Annotated in this window: 17 protein-coding genes and 1 pseudogene; 11 read left to right on the plus strand and 7 right to left on the minus strand. The window is 62.8% G+C overall.

Translation table 11 applies throughout. The features are described from left to right. Positions 1–7 precede the first annotated feature (7 nt). The 3 genes from CJZ82_RS09795 (at position 8) to CJZ82_RS09805 (ending at position 3,634) form a co-directional block, all read left to right on the plus strand. Positions 8–1,804, plus strand: coding sequence for an ABC transporter ATP-binding protein (locus CJZ82_RS09795; RefSeq protein ID WP_094555596.1), 1,797 nt, complete (start codon positions 8–10; stop codon positions 1,802–1,804). Between the two features lie 57 nt (positions 1,805–1,861). Beyond that, positions 1,862–2,503 (plus strand): ParB/Srx family N-terminal domain-containing protein, encoded by a 642-nt coding sequence (locus tag CJZ82_RS09800; protein WP_094555597.1) that lies wholly within the window; start codon positions 1,862–1,864, stop codon positions 2,501–2,503. Between the two features lie 216 nt (positions 2,504–2,719). After that, complete coding sequence (locus CJZ82_RS09805; RefSeq protein ID WP_094555598.1) at positions 2,720–3,634, plus strand: LCP family protein; 915 nt, start codon at positions 2,720–2,722, stop codon at positions 3,632–3,634. A 3-nt stretch (positions 3,635–3,637) separates the two neighbouring features. Here the strand turns inward: CJZ82_RS09805 and CJZ82_RS09810 are convergent, their stop codons facing one another. Genes CJZ82_RS09810 through CJZ82_RS18965 form a run of 3 tightly spaced genes read right to left on the minus strand, consistent with a single transcriptional unit; the run spans position 3,638 to position 5,635 of the window. Then, positions 3,638–4,819, minus strand: a complete 1,182-nt coding sequence (locus CJZ82_RS09810) for an FAD-dependent oxidoreductase (RefSeq protein ID WP_233130187.1) — start codon at positions 4,817–4,819, stop codon at positions 3,638–3,640. 13 nt (positions 4,820–4,832) lie between these two features. Then, positions 4,833–5,417 carry a photosystem II reaction center PsbP gene (gene psbP / locus CJZ82_RS09815; RefSeq protein ID WP_233130172.1) on the minus strand — a complete coding sequence of 195 codons (585 nt, stop codon included), beginning with the start codon at positions 5,415–5,417 and terminating at the stop codon, positions 4,833–4,835. Between the two features lie 29 nt (positions 5,418–5,446). Beyond that, complete coding sequence (locus CJZ82_RS18965) at positions 5,447–5,635, minus strand: hypothetical protein (RefSeq protein ID WP_233130173.1); 189 nt, start codon at positions 5,633–5,635, stop codon at positions 5,447–5,449. Between CJZ82_RS18965 and recR the strand changes: the two genes are divergently transcribed. The 4 genes from recR (at position 5,561) to CJZ82_RS09835 (ending at position 8,854) form a co-directional block, all read left to right on the plus strand. Continuing rightward, positions 5,561–6,109 (plus strand): recombination mediator RecR, encoded by a 549-nt coding sequence (gene recR, locus CJZ82_RS09820; RefSeq protein ID WP_304442169.1) that lies wholly within the window; start codon positions 5,561–5,563, stop codon positions 6,107–6,109. The genes CJZ82_RS18965 and recR overlap by 75 nt on opposite strands. 17 nt (positions 6,110–6,126) lie before the next feature. Further along, positions 6,127–7,029 carry a lipoyl synthase gene (gene lipA / locus CJZ82_RS09825; RefSeq protein WP_094555689.1) on the plus strand — a complete coding sequence of 301 codons (903 nt, stop codon included), beginning with the start codon at positions 6,127–6,129 and terminating at the stop codon, positions 7,027–7,029. 421 nt (positions 7,030–7,450) lie between these two features. Beyond that, positions 7,451–8,386: a phycobilisome rod-core linker polypeptide gene (locus tag CJZ82_RS09830; RefSeq protein ID WP_094555601.1), complete on the plus strand. Its 936-nt coding sequence runs from the start codon at positions 7,451–7,453 to the stop codon at positions 8,384–8,386. 138 nt (positions 8,387–8,524) lie between these two features. Beyond that, the gene (locus CJZ82_RS09835) at positions 8,525–8,854 is read left to right on the plus strand and encodes a hypothetical protein (RefSeq protein ID WP_094555602.1); all 330 of its coding nucleotides are present in this window, start codon (positions 8,525–8,527) and stop codon (positions 8,852–8,854) included. Here CJZ82_RS09835 and CJZ82_RS09840 read toward each other — a convergent pair. Then, the gene (locus tag CJZ82_RS09840) at positions 8,815–10,011 is read right to left on the minus strand and encodes a fatty acid desaturase (protein WP_369820043.1); all 1,197 of its coding nucleotides are present in this window, start codon (positions 10,009–10,011) and stop codon (positions 8,815–8,817) included. The two genes, CJZ82_RS09835 and CJZ82_RS09840, sit on opposite strands and share 40 nt — an antisense overlap. A 104-nt stretch (positions 10,012–10,115) precedes the next feature. Between CJZ82_RS09840 and CJZ82_RS09845 the strand changes: the two genes are divergently transcribed. Continuing rightward, on the plus strand, positions 10,116–10,355 hold the full coding sequence (locus CJZ82_RS09845; protein ID WP_369820044.1) for a hypothetical protein: 240 nt from the start codon (positions 10,116–10,118) through the stop codon (positions 10,353–10,355). Here CJZ82_RS09845 and CJZ82_RS09850 read toward each other — a convergent pair. Continuing rightward, on the minus strand, positions 10,330–11,001 hold the full coding sequence (locus CJZ82_RS09850) for an HAD family phosphatase (RefSeq protein ID WP_094555604.1): 672 nt from the start codon (positions 10,999–11,001) through the stop codon (positions 10,330–10,332). The genes CJZ82_RS09845 and CJZ82_RS09850 overlap by 26 nt on opposite strands. Before the next feature lie 274 nt (positions 11,002–11,275). Between CJZ82_RS09850 and CJZ82_RS19615 the strand changes: the two are divergent. Then, positions 11,276–11,548 (plus strand): annotated as a pseudogene (locus tag CJZ82_RS19615) (GAF domain-containing protein); the annotation flags it as partial. Positions 11,549–11,602: 54 nt separating this feature from the next. Then, complete coding sequence (locus CJZ82_RS18975) at positions 11,603–12,166, plus strand: GGDEF domain-containing protein (protein WP_233130175.1); 564 nt, start codon at positions 11,603–11,605, stop codon at positions 12,164–12,166. Here the strand turns inward: CJZ82_RS18975 and CJZ82_RS09860 are convergent. Beyond that, positions 12,125–14,050 (minus strand): ATP-binding protein, encoded by a 1,926-nt coding sequence (locus CJZ82_RS09860; RefSeq protein WP_143593623.1) that lies wholly within the window; start codon positions 14,048–14,050, stop codon positions 12,125–12,127. The genes CJZ82_RS18975 and CJZ82_RS09860 overlap by 42 nt on opposite strands. 277 nt (positions 14,051–14,327) lie before the next feature. Next, positions 14,328–14,741, minus strand: a complete 414-nt coding sequence (locus CJZ82_RS09865) for a response regulator (protein ID WP_158218541.1) — start codon at positions 14,739–14,741, stop codon at positions 14,328–14,330. 87 nt (positions 14,742–14,828) lie between these two features. Here CJZ82_RS09865 and CJZ82_RS09870 point away from each other — a divergent pair, with 87 nt between their 5' ends. Continuing rightward, positions 14,829–15,275 carry an STAS domain-containing protein gene (locus CJZ82_RS09870; RefSeq protein WP_233130176.1) on the plus strand — a complete coding sequence of 149 codons (447 nt, stop codon included), beginning with the start codon at positions 14,829–14,831 and terminating at the stop codon, positions 15,273–15,275. Positions 15,276–15,295 lie beyond the last annotated feature (20 nt).

Genomic DNA, 15,295 nt, shown 5'->3' on the forward strand with positions numbered 1-15,295 from the left:
TGAGTTCATGGCCCACCAGACTGCGCGCCCACCGATCAGCCGCCTTCTACAGGCCCTGAGGCCCCACCGCCGGCTCATCTGGCTGGCCTCGAGCTGTTCGGTGCTGAACAAACTGTTCGATCTGGCCCCACCGGTGCTGATCGGCCTGGCGGTGGATGTGGTGGTACGTCAGCAGACCTCCTGGCTGGCGGATCTGGGGTTCAGGACGGTCCCCTCCCAGCTCACGGCGCTGGCGGTGGCCTCCTTTGTGATCTGGAGCGCCGAATCTCTGTTCGAGTACCTCTACGGGGTGCTCTGGCGCAACCTTGCCCAGACCATGCAGCACGAGCTGAGGTTGGAGACCTATGGCCACCTGCAGCAGTTGGAGATGGCGTTCTTCGAGGCCGGCAGCAGCGGCCGGCTGATGGCAGTCCTGAACGACGACATCAATCAACTCGAGCGTTTTCTCGACCACGGCGCCAACGAACTGCTGCAGCTGATCACCACGGTGCTGGCCGTTGGTGGTGTGATGACGGCCATCTCTCCTGGTGTGGCAGGTTTGGCCTTTCTGCCCATTCCAGTGATTCTCTGGGGCTCGATTCTGTTCCAGAAACGGTTGGCTCCCCGCTACCGCGACGTCCGCGAGCGCGCTGGCGATCTCAACAGCAGCCTCTCGAACAATCTCGGCGGCATGCTCACGATCAAGAGTTATGCCGCCGAGGCCTGGGAACTGGAGAGAATCCGGGGCCAGAGTTCGGCCTACAGAACAAGCAACCAGCGGGCCATCCGTCTGTCAGCTGCCTTCATTCCCCTGATCCGATTCGCCATCCTTTTCGCCTTCCTGGCGATCCTGGTGATCGGTGGACTTCAGGCCTGGCGAGGCACAATCGCCGTAGGTTCATACAGCTTTCTGGTGTTCATCACCCAGCGGCTGTTGTGGCCCCTCACCACCCTGGGCCGCACGCTTGACGATTACCAGCGGGCCATGGCCTCAAGCAACCGGGTGCTGGATCTGCTGGAAACGCCGATCACGATCCCCGGCGGCGAGCGGCCCCTCCCCCTCTCCGGCGTGCGCGGCGCCATCGAGTTCCGCTCGGTGAGCTTTGGCTACGCGGAACGGGAGCCCCTGCTGGTCAACTTCTCCCTGGTGGTTCCAGCTGGACACACGGTGGGCATCGTCGGTGCCACCGGCTCCGGGAAGAGCACCCTGGTGAAACTGCTGCTGCGGCTCTATGCCGTGCAACAGGGAGAGATCCTGCTGGATGACCAGCCGATTCAGGAGCTGCAGCTGGGCGACCTGCGCCATGCCATCGGCCTGGTGAGTCAGGAGGTGTTCCTCTTTCACGGCACGGTGAAAGAGAACATCGCCTACGGAAGTTTTGCGGCCAGCCAGACCTCGATTGCCCGAGCCGCAGCCCTGGCCGAAGCCAGTGGCTTCATCGAAGCGCTTCCCCAGGGGTACGACACCGTGGTGGGGGAGCGGGGGCAGAGGCTCTCGGGCGGTCAACGTCAGCGCATCGCCCTGGCACGGGCCATTCTCAAGAATCCGCCGGTCCTGATCCTCGATGAAGCCACCGCCGCCGTCGACAACGAAACGGAGGCGGCGATCCAGCGCTCACTCGACCTGATCACCGCCGAGCGCACCACCCTGGTGATCGCCCACCGGCTCAGCACCGTGCGTCACGCCGATCAAATCGTGGTGATGGAGCAGGGCCGGATCGTCGAGCAAGGCCGCCACGACGAGCTGCTGCGCCGCGGCGGGGCCTACGCCCGGCTCTGGCGAGTACAGGCCGGCCTGCGCGAAGACGAGGCACTCCTGGCCTGAATGCACCAGCATGGAGTGAATTGATTTCAGGTCGCCAGCGGCGGCGGGCCCTCGCCCATGGCCCAGACATCCGGTCCCTTCGAGTTGCCGCCGCTCGCCCGGCTGGATCTGCTGGAGCTGCCGATCAGCAGGCTTCAGCCCACCCAGCTCTGCCTTGGACTGGCGGAAGTCCGCTCCAGGGCTATGGATTTCGCCAGGGAAACGGCTGCGGAGCGGGTCCGCTACCTGCGCACCCGGCCAGTGCCAGTGGCGGTGAGCAGTGCCGGGGAGTACTGGATGATCGATCGTCACCACCGGCTGCGGGCCCTGGTTGAAGTGGATTCCAGCTCAACGGCCTTCTGCTCGGTCGTGCTGGAACTGGAGGGAGCCAGTCGCACCCACTGCCTGGAGGAACTGAACCGCCGCGGTTGGCTCTACCTGCGTGATGGCGAAGGCCGGGGGCCCTTCCCGCCCGAGCGCCTGCCGATGGACCTGGGCGGCCTGCAGGACGATCCCTTCCGCAGCCTGGTCTGGAAACTGAAACAGGAGGGCCTGATCCGCGCCCAGCCCCAGGTGCCCTTCCTCGAGTTCCATTGGGGCAGCTGGTTGCGTCGCCAGAACCTGCCCGCCTTCGCTTCCATGGATCTCAGCCCCGCCCTGCCCGAGGCAAGGCGTCTTGTGCGCGGCCAGACGGGCCAGGGGGGACCGCCCGCGACCTGAGCCAGTCCGGCCAGGGAACTGGAACAAGCCGCCCTGGGGCGGAAGAGATCCGATCGGCGAGGATGAAATAAGGTTTCATCAACGTGACAAGGGGTCTTCCCCTCTGTCGCCATCGATCATGCCCAGCGTTTCAGTCCACGCCCTCAACCGGCTTCAAGTCGTCGCAACGACAGTTTCGGCGCAGCGCTCCTGAAGCTCCAAAACCCTACGGTCCCGATGACCTCCAGCCAACGATCCCGCCCCCTGCCCATCGTCCTGGCGATGCTGCTGGGTCTGGGAGGAGGTCTGGCCCTCTCCGGCCCTTTGGCTTCATTCCTGCCCGATGACTGGGCCTCACATGCTGCCAGGCTCACCGGCAAGCTCAGCAATCCCTTCGTCGCCTGGGGGGCACCGGGAACCGATGTTCTGGTGCTTGGCAGCGACGTGGGAGGCGGCAACACCGATGTGATGTTCTCGATCCGCATCGAGAACGGCGTCACCCATGTCACCCAGGTGCCGAGAGACACCTACATCGACTCAGCTCGTTACGGCGGCATCAAAGCCAACGCCCTTTATGCCTACGGGGGAGCCGATGCGGTCAAGCAGGAACTCTCTGAGCGCCTGGGCCGTCCAATCAACCATCACCTGCTGGTGAATCTGGGGGCGATCCGCCGCATGGGAGATGTGCTCGGCGGTGTCGAGGTGAACGTGCCCAAGCGCATGTACTACGTCGACAACAGCCAGGGCCTCTACATCGATCTTCAGCCAGGCCTGCAGACCCTCAAGGGCCGTGATCTGGAAGGCTTCCTGCGCTGGCGCCACGATGAAGAGGGTGACATCGGCCGGATCGATCGCCAGAAGCTCGTGCTGACCGCCCTGTTCAGCAAACTGACGCGACCCGAGAACCTGGTGCGTCTGCCCAGCCTGATCGCAGCTGCCGGAGAGGACCTCCAAACGGATCTGGGGCCGATGGAAATCGGCGGACTGATCACGGCCATGGCCACCACCCGCTTCGATGCGGAGCGCCTGAGCGGCCGACCCTTCGATCTGAACGGCATCAGCTACTGGGAAGCCGACTGGCCACCCAGCCATGTGGAAGCCAGCCACGCCACACCGGGTGAAAGCAAGGGCCGCCAGCGCTTCCTGTTCTGAGTTTCAGGCCCAGCCAGGATTGGGTTCCTCTGTGGCCCCCGGTAGCCGCTCAAGCGCCCCAGGCGCGCCGCTGATGGCTTCCGCCAGCAGCACAGCCAGGCCAGGTGCCAGGGCGAAGGGGCTGCTCAGTCCGGCGAACAGCCACAGACCAGGCGCCCCAGCCACTGGCCCCGCCAGCGGCGTGCCACTGCTGCTGAAGCTCACTGGCACCTGCTGGAAGCTGGCGGGCACCTGGCCAAGTCGGGGATCGATGCGTTTCAGAGCTTGGCGCAGCTCCAGCTCCAGTGCTGCGGCCTGAGGCGAGGCACCACAGGCCGTTCCCGGCCTGATCAGGCTGGTCTGCCCCAGCAGCAGGCCCTCACCCCAGGGGGCCAGGCCCGCATCGACGACCCACTCCGGCTGCTCGATCTGATCAGCCCGTTGCTCGAGACCCTGACGCTGGGCGAAGAGCGGCATGAGGATGTCGTTGGGCTGGGTGAGCGCGGAGGTATTCAGCAGCTCGCGGCTGAGCGAGCCGTCCTCCAGCCGCAGCACCCCGGCCCAGCTCACCCTCAGCCGATCCGGCAAGGCCGACCAGAGCTCACGGCAGCCTGCCCCGGCGGCCAGCACCACCTGCCGGCCGGGCAGCGCTCCGGCCTGCAGGGGGGAGCAACGGCCCCACCGCCGCCGCACACCGGCGCGCTCCAAGGCCTGGGGCAGGGCGAGCGAGAGCTGGCGGCAGTCGATGCGGCCGTAGTCCAGCCGCAGCACCCGCCGCCCCCCCGGGCCAGGCGAGGCCTCCAGCCGCTCCACCTGGTCGGGCCCAAGGTGGCGGCGCGCCAGAGCCTCCACCCGGGCCAGGGTCTGATCCAGCCCTGAATGACCGAAAGCCACTTGCCCTGCAGCTGCAGCTACTTCGGTTTCGGCTTCGGCTTCGGCTTCGGCATCGCTCCAGTGCAGCCGCAGGGAACAAGGGCTCCAGCCCAGGGGACCATGGCGCTGCTCCAGGTGGCTCCAGGCCGCCGGGGCTGAGGCCATCAGCTGGTCCATCGGGCCTGGGGCTCCGGCCCACCAGGGCACTCCGCCGTAGCTCAGGCCGGTGGCAGAACACCCCTGGCCCGGATCCAGCAGCTCCACAACTGCGCCTCGCTCGGCCAGGGCCAGGGCCAGCAGGGAGCCGGCCAGACCAGCACCGATCACCAGCACATCGGCCAAGGCGTCAGATCTGCAGGGTGAAGGAGGTGATCACATTGCGGAACAGGTCCTTCACTTTCGGCCAGCGCAGTTCATTGGTGCTTGCCGCCAGGGTGTAGAGGCGGCCGCGGTCGACCACCACAGTGGCCAGCTCATGGCGATCGCGGTCGGAGAGGTGAACCGCATATTCGAGGTCATAGAAGGTGTGGCCGCCGTCCTCGCGCTCGCTTGCCTCCACCAACTCAGCCTCACGGCCGCTGCCCTCCGGGGCGATCACGATGCGGCCGAGTTTTTCGCCCACTGCCACAGCGCTGCCGAGGGATTCCAGTTCGTTGGTGGCGTTCACGTCCGAGATCACCAGGCTGAGGGTCTCATCGCTGTTGATCAGATCGTGAAACACGACCTGGGGGCCGTTGCTCACTGCCACCCGGGTCCAGCCGGTGGGATAGAGGAAGGCATAGCGGCCGTCCGGGCTCTGAAAGGAGTTCAGCCCGGCCGCCGCCGCGCTGCAACCGCTCAGGCCACCCAGCGCCAGCAGGGTTCCCAGCAGCAGGCCGAGCACGCCCCGTTGCGCCGAGAGAAGCCAGGAGAACAAAGGTCGCTGCGCCATGGGGTACCGAGCAAGCGGGAAGGGTGGGATCACACCACAACCATTGTTGCCGGTGGCCTCGCTCCTAGATTGCGCTGACTTGCGGCGGATTCCTGAGCGGCTTCACCAGGCCCCTGGCGCGGCTGATCGATCAGTTCGAGCGCCTGCCTGGGATCGGTCCGCGCACCGCCCAGCGCCTGGCCCTGCATCTGCTGCGCCAGCCCGAAGAACAGGTGCACGCCTTCGCCGACGCCCTGATCGCGGCCCGCCGCCAGGTGGGTCAATGCAGCCGCTGCTTCCACCTTTCGGCCGAGCCGCTCTGTGACATCTGCAGCAATGAGGAACGGCGCAATGGCCAGCTCTGTGTGGTGTCCGACTCCCGCGACCTGCTTGCCCTGGAGCGCACCCGCGAATACAAGGGGAGCTACCACGTTCTCGGCGGGCTGATTTCGCCGATGGATGGCATCGGACCTGAACTGCTGCAGATCCAACCGCTGGTGAACCGGGTGGACCAGGAGACAACGACGGAGGTGATCCTGGCCCTGCCGCCGAGCGTGGAAGGAGACACCACCAGCCTCTACCTGGCCCGGCTGCTGCGTCCGTTCTGCCTGGTGAGCCGCATCGCCTATGGGCTGCCGGTGGGCAGCGAGCTGGAGTACGCCGATGAAGTCACCCTGGCGCGGGCCCTCGAGGGCCGGCGCCGGATGGAGTGAGCGCCATGCTTCGCCCGATCAGCCGGTACAGCCAGATCGCCCCCGCTGAGCGGCTGCCCGCCTGGTTGCGCCGCCCGATCGGCAGTGCCTCGGCCCTGGAAACGGTGCAGGCCGTGGTCAAGGGGCAGCGGCTGCACACCATCTGCGAAGAAGGGCGCTGCCCCAACCGAGGTGAGTGCTACGCCGCCGGCACCGCCACCTTTCTGCTGGGCGGACCGGTCTGCACCCGCAGCTGCGCCTTCTGTCAGGTGGAGAAGGGCCGCGCGCCCGCGCCTCTTGATGCCCAGGAAGCGGAGCGGGTGGCTGAGGCGGTGGAGCAGCTCGGCCTGCGCTATGTGGTGCTCACAGCTGTGGCTCGCGACGATCTGGCCGACCACGGCGCCGGGCTGTTCACAGCCACCATGGCCGCGATCAGGCGCCGCAATCCCCTGATCGCGATTGAGGTGCTGACCCCGGATTTCTGGGGTGGCCATGCCCTCCGCACTCAGGGCGAAGCCGCCCAGCGCCATAGGCTCGCCGCCGTGCTGGCCGCCGAGCCGGTCTGCTTCAACCACAACCTCGAGACGGTGCAACGGCTGCAGGGGGAGGTGCGGCGGGGCGCCACCTATGAACACTCGCTGGCTCTGCTGGCGGCGGCCCGGGAGCTGGCCCCCCATATCCCGACCAAATCCGGGCTGATGCTGGGGCTGGGCGAAACCGTTGAGGAGGTGGTGGCGGCCCTGGCAGACCTGCGGCGGGCCGACTGCCAGCGCCTCACCCTGGGCCAGTACATGCGCCCATCTCTGGCCCACCTGCCGGTGGCCCGCTATTGGGAACCCGCCGAGTTCGAGCGTCTCGGGGCGATCGCGAGGGAACTCGGCTTCCAGCAGGTGCGCAGTGGCCCCCTGGTGCGCAGCAGTTATCACGCCGCAGAGGAGTGATAACCAGGCAGGCTGGTCCTGCCCTCACCAGGGAATCAACTCAAGCTCCGTGGAGCGGTGGCGATAGCAGAAAAGCAGGTTTTGGCTATACATTCCCTCATCAACATACAATTATCCTGGACCTGAGAAGTTCAGCCTTGATGCCCCGAAAGAGGTGATCAATCTGGTCAGACCGATGGATTGCAGCAACCCGCCAGAGCTGATGCGGAGCGATGGCCACAGGCCACTCCATATCGTGAAGAGATCTTGCGATGGTTGAAGGCTTATGGAGTAATGCGCGGAAACGCTAACTCAGCGTAGAGTCTGCCAGGCACCAAGAACGAAGGGCTCGTCATTCAAGCCTCGATTCCCAGCATGTCGACTGGCTTCGGTTTCTACTGGTCGCCCTTCTCTTCCTCCCGTCCCACTCGAATTCCTACCCATGGCACTGGTCCAGGCGTCCGCCTTAGGTATTGATCGCTTCGCCAATGATCGCAACAGGGAAAGCTGGTCATACGGCTCCGAACAGGACACCAAAGCGATCCTTCGGGCTGTTTATCAGCAGGTGCTCGGTCAGCAGTATGTGATGGCCAGTGAGCGGCTCAATGGGGCTGAGTCCCTGTTCCGTAACGGCGTTCTCAACGTGCGGGAACTGGTGCGGACCGTGGCCAAGAGTGGCCTGTATCGATCCAGATTCTTTGAGAACTGCAATCCCTATCGCTTCATTGAACTGAACCACAAGCATCTGCTGGGTCGGGCACCCCAGAACAAGGCGGAGATGCTGCATCACTTCACGATCCTGCAGGACCAGGGTTATGACGCAGAGATCGATTCCTACATCGACAGCGACGAATACCAGGAGCGCTTCGGTCTTGACACTGTGCCCTACCTGCACGGCTGGGATTACTCCAAAGGGCATGAGGGACGTCAGTTCTCCTGGTTGATGCAGCTCGCTCGCGGAGCTGCAGCCTCAGTGAAGGGAGATTCCAGCGGCACCCAGTTCCGCCTGGGCAAGGCGCTCCACCAGGACAAAGCGGTGCCGGTGCGTGGTGCCGGTGGCCGGGTGGTGATCGTCTCGACCGAAGGACCGTTCAAGGCGCTGGTGAGCAACGAGACGGGAATTTCCTCCGAGTTCGCCCCGGAGGCCCCCCTGCGCGCTCCCTCCCAGGAGCACCGCGTCGAAGCCCTGCGGGTATCGGCCGGCGAGAGCAGCAGCGGCAGTGGCCGGGTGGTCACCATCTCCGCCACGGGCCTGGTCAACAACGACTACGTCCGCAGCGGCGCCTATGTGATGCGCGTGCCCTTCAGCCGCATGAATGAGGCACTGCAACGGGTCAACCGCCTCGGCGGACGGGTCACGAACGTGGTCGTGAGCTGAAGGCTCCCAGAAGAGGGTTCCCCTGGCCATCCCATCAATCTTCAGAAAGATGGAAATCCTGGGGGACCCCCCTGCTCTTCACATAGTTTTAGTATCTGGTTGATGGGGTGACGTGTTTTTTGTTGTCAGAGGAAGTGCATGGCGGTGAGGATCGATCGCGAAACCTTCCTGAAGCGGGCGATGGAACGGTTTGGCAATCACTACAGCTACGAGGAGATTGATTACCGCAGTTATCGCACCCCGGTGAAGATCCGCTGCCTGGAACATCCCGTTCGCGTGATCATGATCACGCCAGAGCGTCATCTGCAGACCACTGGCGGCTGCAAATACTGCCTGCGTCGCTATCGCCAGCAGGCCATTGAGGCGTCAGTGACAGTGGCTTCTGTGACGGTGGCTGCAGGCCAGAGGGCCCAGCAGCCGAGTTCAGTTCAGGGTGAAGGTTCGGTGGCAGCAACCGGGGCCTGGTAATAGAACCCTGCCCCTGAGCCCTCCTGGCTCACGACGGCACAGCCGCTGGCGATGCGCCACAGCGCCCGGTGGATGGGTGTGGGATCGAAACGGACCAGCTCGGGGTAGTGGCGGCTGAGCAACGCCGTGCCACGCCAGGCGTTGTAGTGGGGAATCCTGGGGTTGACGTGATGGCAGACGTGGGTGGAGCCGATGCCATGGTGAAGCAGGTTGAGCAGGGGTCCGTAGGGCCGGTCGACCGTCTGCAGAGCACCTTTGGCCCAGGTCCACTCAGCCGTTGAAAAGTGGGGAATCGTGGTGTCGGTGTGCTGCAGCCAGGTGTAACCCACCAGCCAGGCGTTGATCACCAGATAGGGCAACCCGTAGACGGCAAGTACCCGGGCCAGGGAGGTGTGATGCGCGGCCAGGGCAAGGGCCAGCAGCATCAGCACCAGGCCGAGATTGGAGTGCAGCATCCCGCGGCGGCTGGAGTCGGGGAACAGGAGCCGGCGACCGTTGCGGAAAGGGGCACCGTGCCAGAAGTGGGAGGTAGGGGCGCCATGCTCCTCCCCACCGGATACGCCGAAGAGCAGATAAAGCGGCCAGCCCAGGAGCAGGTGGCTGACCATGGAGAACACCCCGTAAACCATGGGGCCCAAACCAGTGGCCAATAACTGCACCACCTGGCCATCGGCTGAGCCAACGCGAGGGGGCACATGGGTTTCACCACCCTCAAGGTGGTTGCAGTTGGCATGGTGAACTGCATGGCTGCGCTGCCAGCTGAAGTAAGGCACCAGCAGCAGGCTGTGCAACACGAATCCCACCGTTGCCTCCAGCCGCCGGTTGGGGTGAAAGGCCTGGTGGCCGCACTCGTGGGCGATCACCCAACAGCCACCGGCCACAGTTCCGGTGACCAGGGCGTAGAGCAACCAGAGCGGGGCCGCGTTCAGCTGCAGAGGAAGCTGGGTGCCAACCGCGTAGGCCAGCAGAGAGAGGCCGAGGGAGAAGGCGAGGCTGCCCCAGGCCTTGGTGGTGTCGATCCTGAGCAGCTCAGGCGGCAGGCAGGCCAGCAGCTCGGCTTTGGACGGATAAACGGGCTGTTGCGGGGAAACCGTCTCCAGAGGACGGTCGGGATTCGGGGCGAGGGGGAGGGGCTGGAGGGAGATGGAACGGATCAAGGACGCGGACGGACAACAGGAGAGAACTGGCCGAGGGCGCCAGAAGCGGCGCGACCCTAACCAGATCGTCCTTGCCAGACGGCGGGCGCATGAGAATGCCGCTGATGTTCCACGGCGCTGCGATGACCGGCAACCTCCAGGCCATTGGCTTCATGATCAGCTGGGTGCTGGGTTGGGGGATCGGTGGTTCGCTGATCGATGCTGGCTTCATCCAGGCCGGGGTGTACTCGATCGAGACCAACCAGCTGGGCACCCTGGCCACCTTCACGGTCTGGACGCTGCTGTGGGGAGGGCTGGGCTTCCGGCTCTACCAGCGCTTCACCGGCTCAGGCCAGGACCGCTGAGCTCCAGCTCAGCCAGGGAGCGCAGACAGCGCACCTCCTCGGGGTAATGCTCCCGCCCAAGGCCGTCGGGGAGCAGCACGTGCACCAGGGAACCCGCCGCCAGAGCGGCCTGGGCGCCGGCGATGGAATCCTCGAAGGCCCAGCAGGCGCTCGCGGCCACCCCCAGCCGGCGGGCCGCCAGCAGAAAGATGTCAGGGGCTGGCTTGCCGGCCGCCAGCTCGGGATCATCACCGCAGACGATCAGCTCGATCAGCTCCAGCCATGGGTGGGGAGCGCACTTGATCCCCACCGAGTCGTGGCTGCTGCTGGTGGCCAGGGCCATGGGGATCGACAGCTCCTGGCAGCGCCGCACCAGCTCTGGCGCCCCGGGCATCGCCCGCGCGCTGGGCAGGAGCTTTCGGGCGATCGGCTGCTGCACTGCCAGCAACTGCTCGCTGGTGGGGGACTCGTGGCCAGCCGCCACAATCCAGGCAATCACGCGGCTGGCGTTGTCGAGCCGCCGGCGCCCGCGCAGCGCCAGCAGCTGCTGATCACTGAGCTCGAGGCCGAACTCCCGGGCCGCCTGCCGCCAGGCCCGGCCATGCAGAGGCTCGGTGTCCAGCAACAGACCATCGAGGTCGAACAGGCAGGCCGCGGGACGGGACATTGCCGCATCCTCTCAGCCGGAGGCAACGCCTCACGCCTAGGGTTGGAATAAGAGGTATTGGGCAGGGTCTGAATGTCGTGCCTGAAGGGTCATCCATGGTGATCAGCAGCGGCCCATGGGCGCAGTTCAATTCCCTGAACCGGCGATGAGTTCTTATCCCGTTCCAGCGAACGAGGCTGATCGTCAAGATGAGCTTGATTCGTTCCACATTCTCGACTCAGAGCCAGACGAGGACTTTGATCGCATCACCCGGATCGCGAGCCAGATGCTGGGAATGCCGATCGCGCTGGTCTCTCTCGTCGATCACAGTCGTCAGTGGTTTCTCTCCCGTGTGGGTCTGCAGGCGAGTGAAACGGCACGGGAGGTGGCTTTCTGTGCGCACACGATCTGTTCCGATCAGGTGATGGTTGTGAGCGATGCCCAGGATGATGATCGCTTCCGGGACAATCCTCTGGTCAAAGGGGATCCCCACATCCGCTTTTACGCAGGGGCTCCGCTGCGCACCCGGGAAGGACATGCTCTCGGAACGCTCTGTGTGATCGGTCCAGAGCCCAGGCATCTCCAGGACCATGAGCGCCAGTTGCTTGAGGAACTCGCCGGCATGGTGATCCACACCCTTGAATCACGGCGCGACCGTTATCTATGCCCTCTTACCGGGCTCCACAACCGACGGCCCTTCTTCGAATCTGGCCAGCGGGAGTTTCAACAGTCACTCCTTCACCAGGAGCCCCTCACGCTTCTGCTGATCGGGGTCGATGACTTCACAAACCTGAACGAGCGTTTCGGTGATGGCCAAGGGGATCGGCTGGTTCAGGACGTTGCAGTCGCTATCCGGTCGGAACTCGGGAACAGTGATCTTGCTGCTCGGGTGGCAAGTGCGGAGTTTGCAGTGATGCTGTGCGGACAGGACGTCCAGACCGCTTTGGCGATTGCGGAGCGGATCCGCTGCCGGATCGCAGACCAGGGGGTGATCGTGGATGGTTCACGTCACGTTCTGAGCATCAGTGCCGGGGTGTCAAGCCGGAATCCGCAGGACGCTGGATTCACCGATCTGTACCAGCGTGCCGATGCGGCACTGAAACAAGCCTGGATGTCGGGACGTAATCGGACGGTCGCGAACGATCTATCCGATCTGGATCGCTGCGTGGGCCCGCAACAGGACTGAACGGAGCCGTTCGACCTGGATTGGCTTGCTGACAAAGTCGTTCATACCACTGGTCAAAGCTGCCTCACGATCGCTTTCCCGGACATTGGCGGTGATCGCCACGATCCACGGACGACGTTCATTGCCGCGAACGGCACGGATTCTGCGTGTGGCCTCCAGCCCGTCGAGTTTCGGCATGCGCAGATCCATCAAGATGAGATCAGGATCGAGGCTCCGCTGCTTGTTAAGGGCATCCTCTCCGTCACAGGCCACACTCACGCCATAGCCAAGGCGGCGAAGCATCAGCTCGCAGACGCGTACGTTCACGGGATTATCTTCGGCCAGCAGAATACGTAGGGGGTGAAAGGCCGCAAAATCGTCGGTCCTTTCTGAGGGTGTGGAGGCAGGCGCAAGAGAGCTGGTTTCAGGCTCGGACGAAAGCTCAGTCGAAGGCTCCACCGGGATCATGACCTGGAACGTCGAGCCTTCGCCGAGCTCGCTCTCCACATGAATAGTGCCTCCCAGAGACGTGACCAGTCCGCGGGAGATGGCCAGACCCAGGCCCAGGCCACCATGGACACTGGTACTGGAGGAGTCGCCCATTGTGAATGGCTGGAAGAGGTCCTGGATCTGGCTCTCGCTGAGACCGGGGCCCGAATCCCGGACCGTGAAAATCAGGTGAAGCTTCCCATCCGGGTCGGGAGTCTGGGACGAAACTGCCACGCTCACATCTCCACTGGAGGTGAACTTGATGGCGTTACCAACCAGATTGATGAGAATCTGCCGGAGGTGGGATGGGTCGGTAAGCACAATCTCAGGTACGCCGGCAGACAACCCAAATGAAAACCGCAACGATTTCGACTCAGCCAGCATCGCGAACAGATCCACCACCTCCTGGATCAATTGCCGGATACGAACAGGGGTGTGGTCCACGACAATTGAACCGCTCTCTAGTGCAGCGAAGTCAAGAAGCTGGTTGAGCGAAAGCAGCAGGGACTCACCAGCATTCTTCACAGTTCGAAGGCACTGAATCTGCTCGGAAGTGAGATTGGTAGTCAATAGAATGTTGGTAAGCCCAATCACACCATTGAGCGGTGTTCGGATCTCATGGCCCATCGTCGTGAGAAAAGTGCTCTTGGCGCGGCTGGCTGCTTCGGAATCTGCAACCGCACGTTGGGCCAGATCACGGGCTCGAAGAATCTGCTCAATCGCTCTGGCCTGTGCTCGCTGGGAGCGCCACACGAGGCTGGCGACGAGAGTGGAGAGAAGGCCAGTCCCAGCCAGAGATAGCCCAAGGCTCAGTCGCAGCGGGAAAAGTTGGCGATTGAGCGAGGCAAGGGAAAGATCCACTCCAACCAGGCCAATGGTCTTGCCATCGACGCCGCGGATGGGCGCAAAACTGCTGAGAAATGATCCCCATTTGTCGGTATAGGGAGTTTCACTGACAGCGACACGACCAGCTCGAGCAGCCAGAAACGCAGCAGGCGGGGCATCAACGTAGCGATCACCAGTGAAGGCAACAACGGTATCATCTCCACGATTCTTGATGTAGTATGAGCTATCCAGAACAAAGTAAAGTTCTCTTTGACGAATCCTGAGCGTATAAGCATAAATGATCTCTGGTACTGACTTGCGCAATCGAAGCAGTGGTTCCGAAGCTTGGCGGTAGGCCATGGTGCCCACCTGGCTGGAGACGGTGATCGTGGAGTGCAGATCAGGGTTCATCTCTGACGCCGTGATCACTGCCACATCCCTGAGCCGATCCCTGATTGTGCTCAGCAACAGATCATGGGCCGCCCGATAGGTGAAGATCAAGGCCGTGCTGGAGATCGCAAAGACGGCCAATCCGATGACACCCGCATCACGCGTGGCCTTACCAAAGGGAAGTCGGACGACCTTGCTCATCGGGCTGCCCTTGGGCAACTAATCACGTCCATTATAATAAGTGTTTTCGCACTGCGAACTCGCATTTCCCATCGAGAAGCGCTTAGCTCATTTATGGTCTTTTGCAGAATGCGAAGGTACAAAGTCATCATGTGAGAATCTCGGAATATCGGAGGCGACAATCCCAAAAACGGCTGAGTGCGAAGCAGAGGTCGTCATGACGAAGCAGCTTAGCGATAAAGTCATTCATCCCAGCGGCCTCACAGTCCTGACAATGTAAACTGTAGGAATAAGCTGTCTAAGCGACTATGTAAACATCAGGGAAACCACCGGAACGCAGCAGACGTGGCGCCGCAAGTCCGTCAAGCCTAGGCATTTCGACGTCCATAAAGACCAGATCGATTCCGCCGGACTCGATCCGATCAAGAGCCGCCTGGCCATCTCCCACCAACTCCGCCCTTAGACCCAGCCTAGCCAGCATCAACTCCAGCACCCGTTGATTCACGCGGCTGTCATCAGCAATGAGAATCTGGGACTCTCCAAGCATGAGAAAACGAGAAAATCCAGGATGGTGGGCGTCTTTGAAGAAATCCGGAAGAATCATGGAAAGCGACTGGCCTGTCAGGCCGGCCAACATCCACCCATAAACAGACTCAAACAACTCGTTAATCTCTACGAGCAGCCCCTCCGGGTCTACCGCAACGAAGGGCAACGATCTCTGTCGGAGCTCTTCAATCGTGACCATACACGCAAACCACAGACCACAAACCTAGCGAAGGGCTGGGAGCTGAGCGTTGCCATGTCCGTTACACCGGTTCGGCCCGAAAGACCAGCAATGCTCTCAAAACTCACGGATGCAGCTATCGGAGGGCCCTACCAAGTGGTAATATCAGTTGAATTTCAGATAGTGTTGATGGAAGATCTCTACATCCTCAGGCCCAAAGGCTTCATTGACTCCCAGAACGGTGGAGACTTGAGAGCCCAGATTTGTTCCGTTCTTGCCGAGAAGCCAAAGGACTTCCTGATTGATTGCCAGGATGTCGAATTCATGGACAGCAGCGGGTTCGGCGCCCTAGTGTCGACGCTTAAGCGAGTAAGAGAACATGGAAGGCAGCTATACCTGTGCAGCCTGAACAGCCAATTACGGCTGGTTCTTGAACTCACCGGTACCGACCGGGTTTTCAATATCTTTCCCAGTAGCCATGAATGTTTTACGTTTATCTCTGAGCGATCGTCAAAAGCCTGAATACACAGGCATCATCAGAT

Origin of the sequence: Synechococcus sp. 1G10 (assembly GCF_002252625.1) — a bacterium.
Taxonomy (GTDB): Bacteria; Cyanobacteriota; Cyanobacteriia; order PCC-6307; family Cyanobiaceae; genus Regnicoccus_A.

Excerpts from the sequence above, each read along its gene's own strand:
- CJZ82_RS09800 (WP_094555597.1), top strand. The coding sequence starts at position 1,862 with ATGGCCCAGACATCCGGTCCCTTCGAGTTGCCGCCGCTCGCCCGGCTG.
- CJZ82_RS09830 (WP_094555601.1), top strand. The coding sequence starts at position 7,451 with ATGGCACTGGTCCAGGCGTCCGCCTTAGGTATTGATCGCTTCGCCAAT.
- CJZ82_RS09835 (WP_094555602.1), top strand. The coding sequence starts at position 8,525 with ATGGCGGTGAGGATCGATCGCGAAACCTTCCTGAAGCGGGCGATGGAA.
- CJZ82_RS09860 (WP_143593623.1), bottom strand. The coding sequence starts at position 14,050 with ATGAGCAAGGTCGTCCGACTTCCCTTTGGTAAGGCCACGCGTGATGCG.
- CJZ82_RS09870 (WP_233130176.1), top strand. The coding sequence starts at position 14,829 with ATGTCCGTTACACCGGTTCGGCCCGAAAGACCAGCAATGCTCTCAAAA.
- psbP (WP_233130172.1), bottom strand. The coding sequence starts at position 5,417 with ATGGCGCAGCGACCTTTGTTCTCCTGGCTTCTCTCGGCGCAACGGGGC.
- CJZ82_RS09795 (WP_094555596.1), top strand. The coding sequence starts at position 8 with ATGGCCCACCAGACTGCGCGCCCACCGATCAGCCGCCTTCTACAGGCC.
- CJZ82_RS09805 (WP_094555598.1), top strand. The coding sequence starts at position 2,720 with ATGACCTCCAGCCAACGATCCCGCCCCCTGCCCATCGTCCTGGCGATG.
- CJZ82_RS09850 (WP_094555604.1), bottom strand. The coding sequence starts at position 11,001 with ATGTCCCGTCCCGCGGCCTGCCTGTTCGACCTCGATGGTCTGTTGCTG.
- CJZ82_RS09845 (WP_369820044.1), top strand. The coding sequence starts at position 10,116 with ATGTTCCACGGCGCTGCGATGACCGGCAACCTCCAGGCCATTGGCTTC.
- CJZ82_RS18975 (WP_233130175.1), top strand. The coding sequence starts at position 11,603 with ATGGTGATCCACACCCTTGAATCACGGCGCGACCGTTATCTATGCCCT.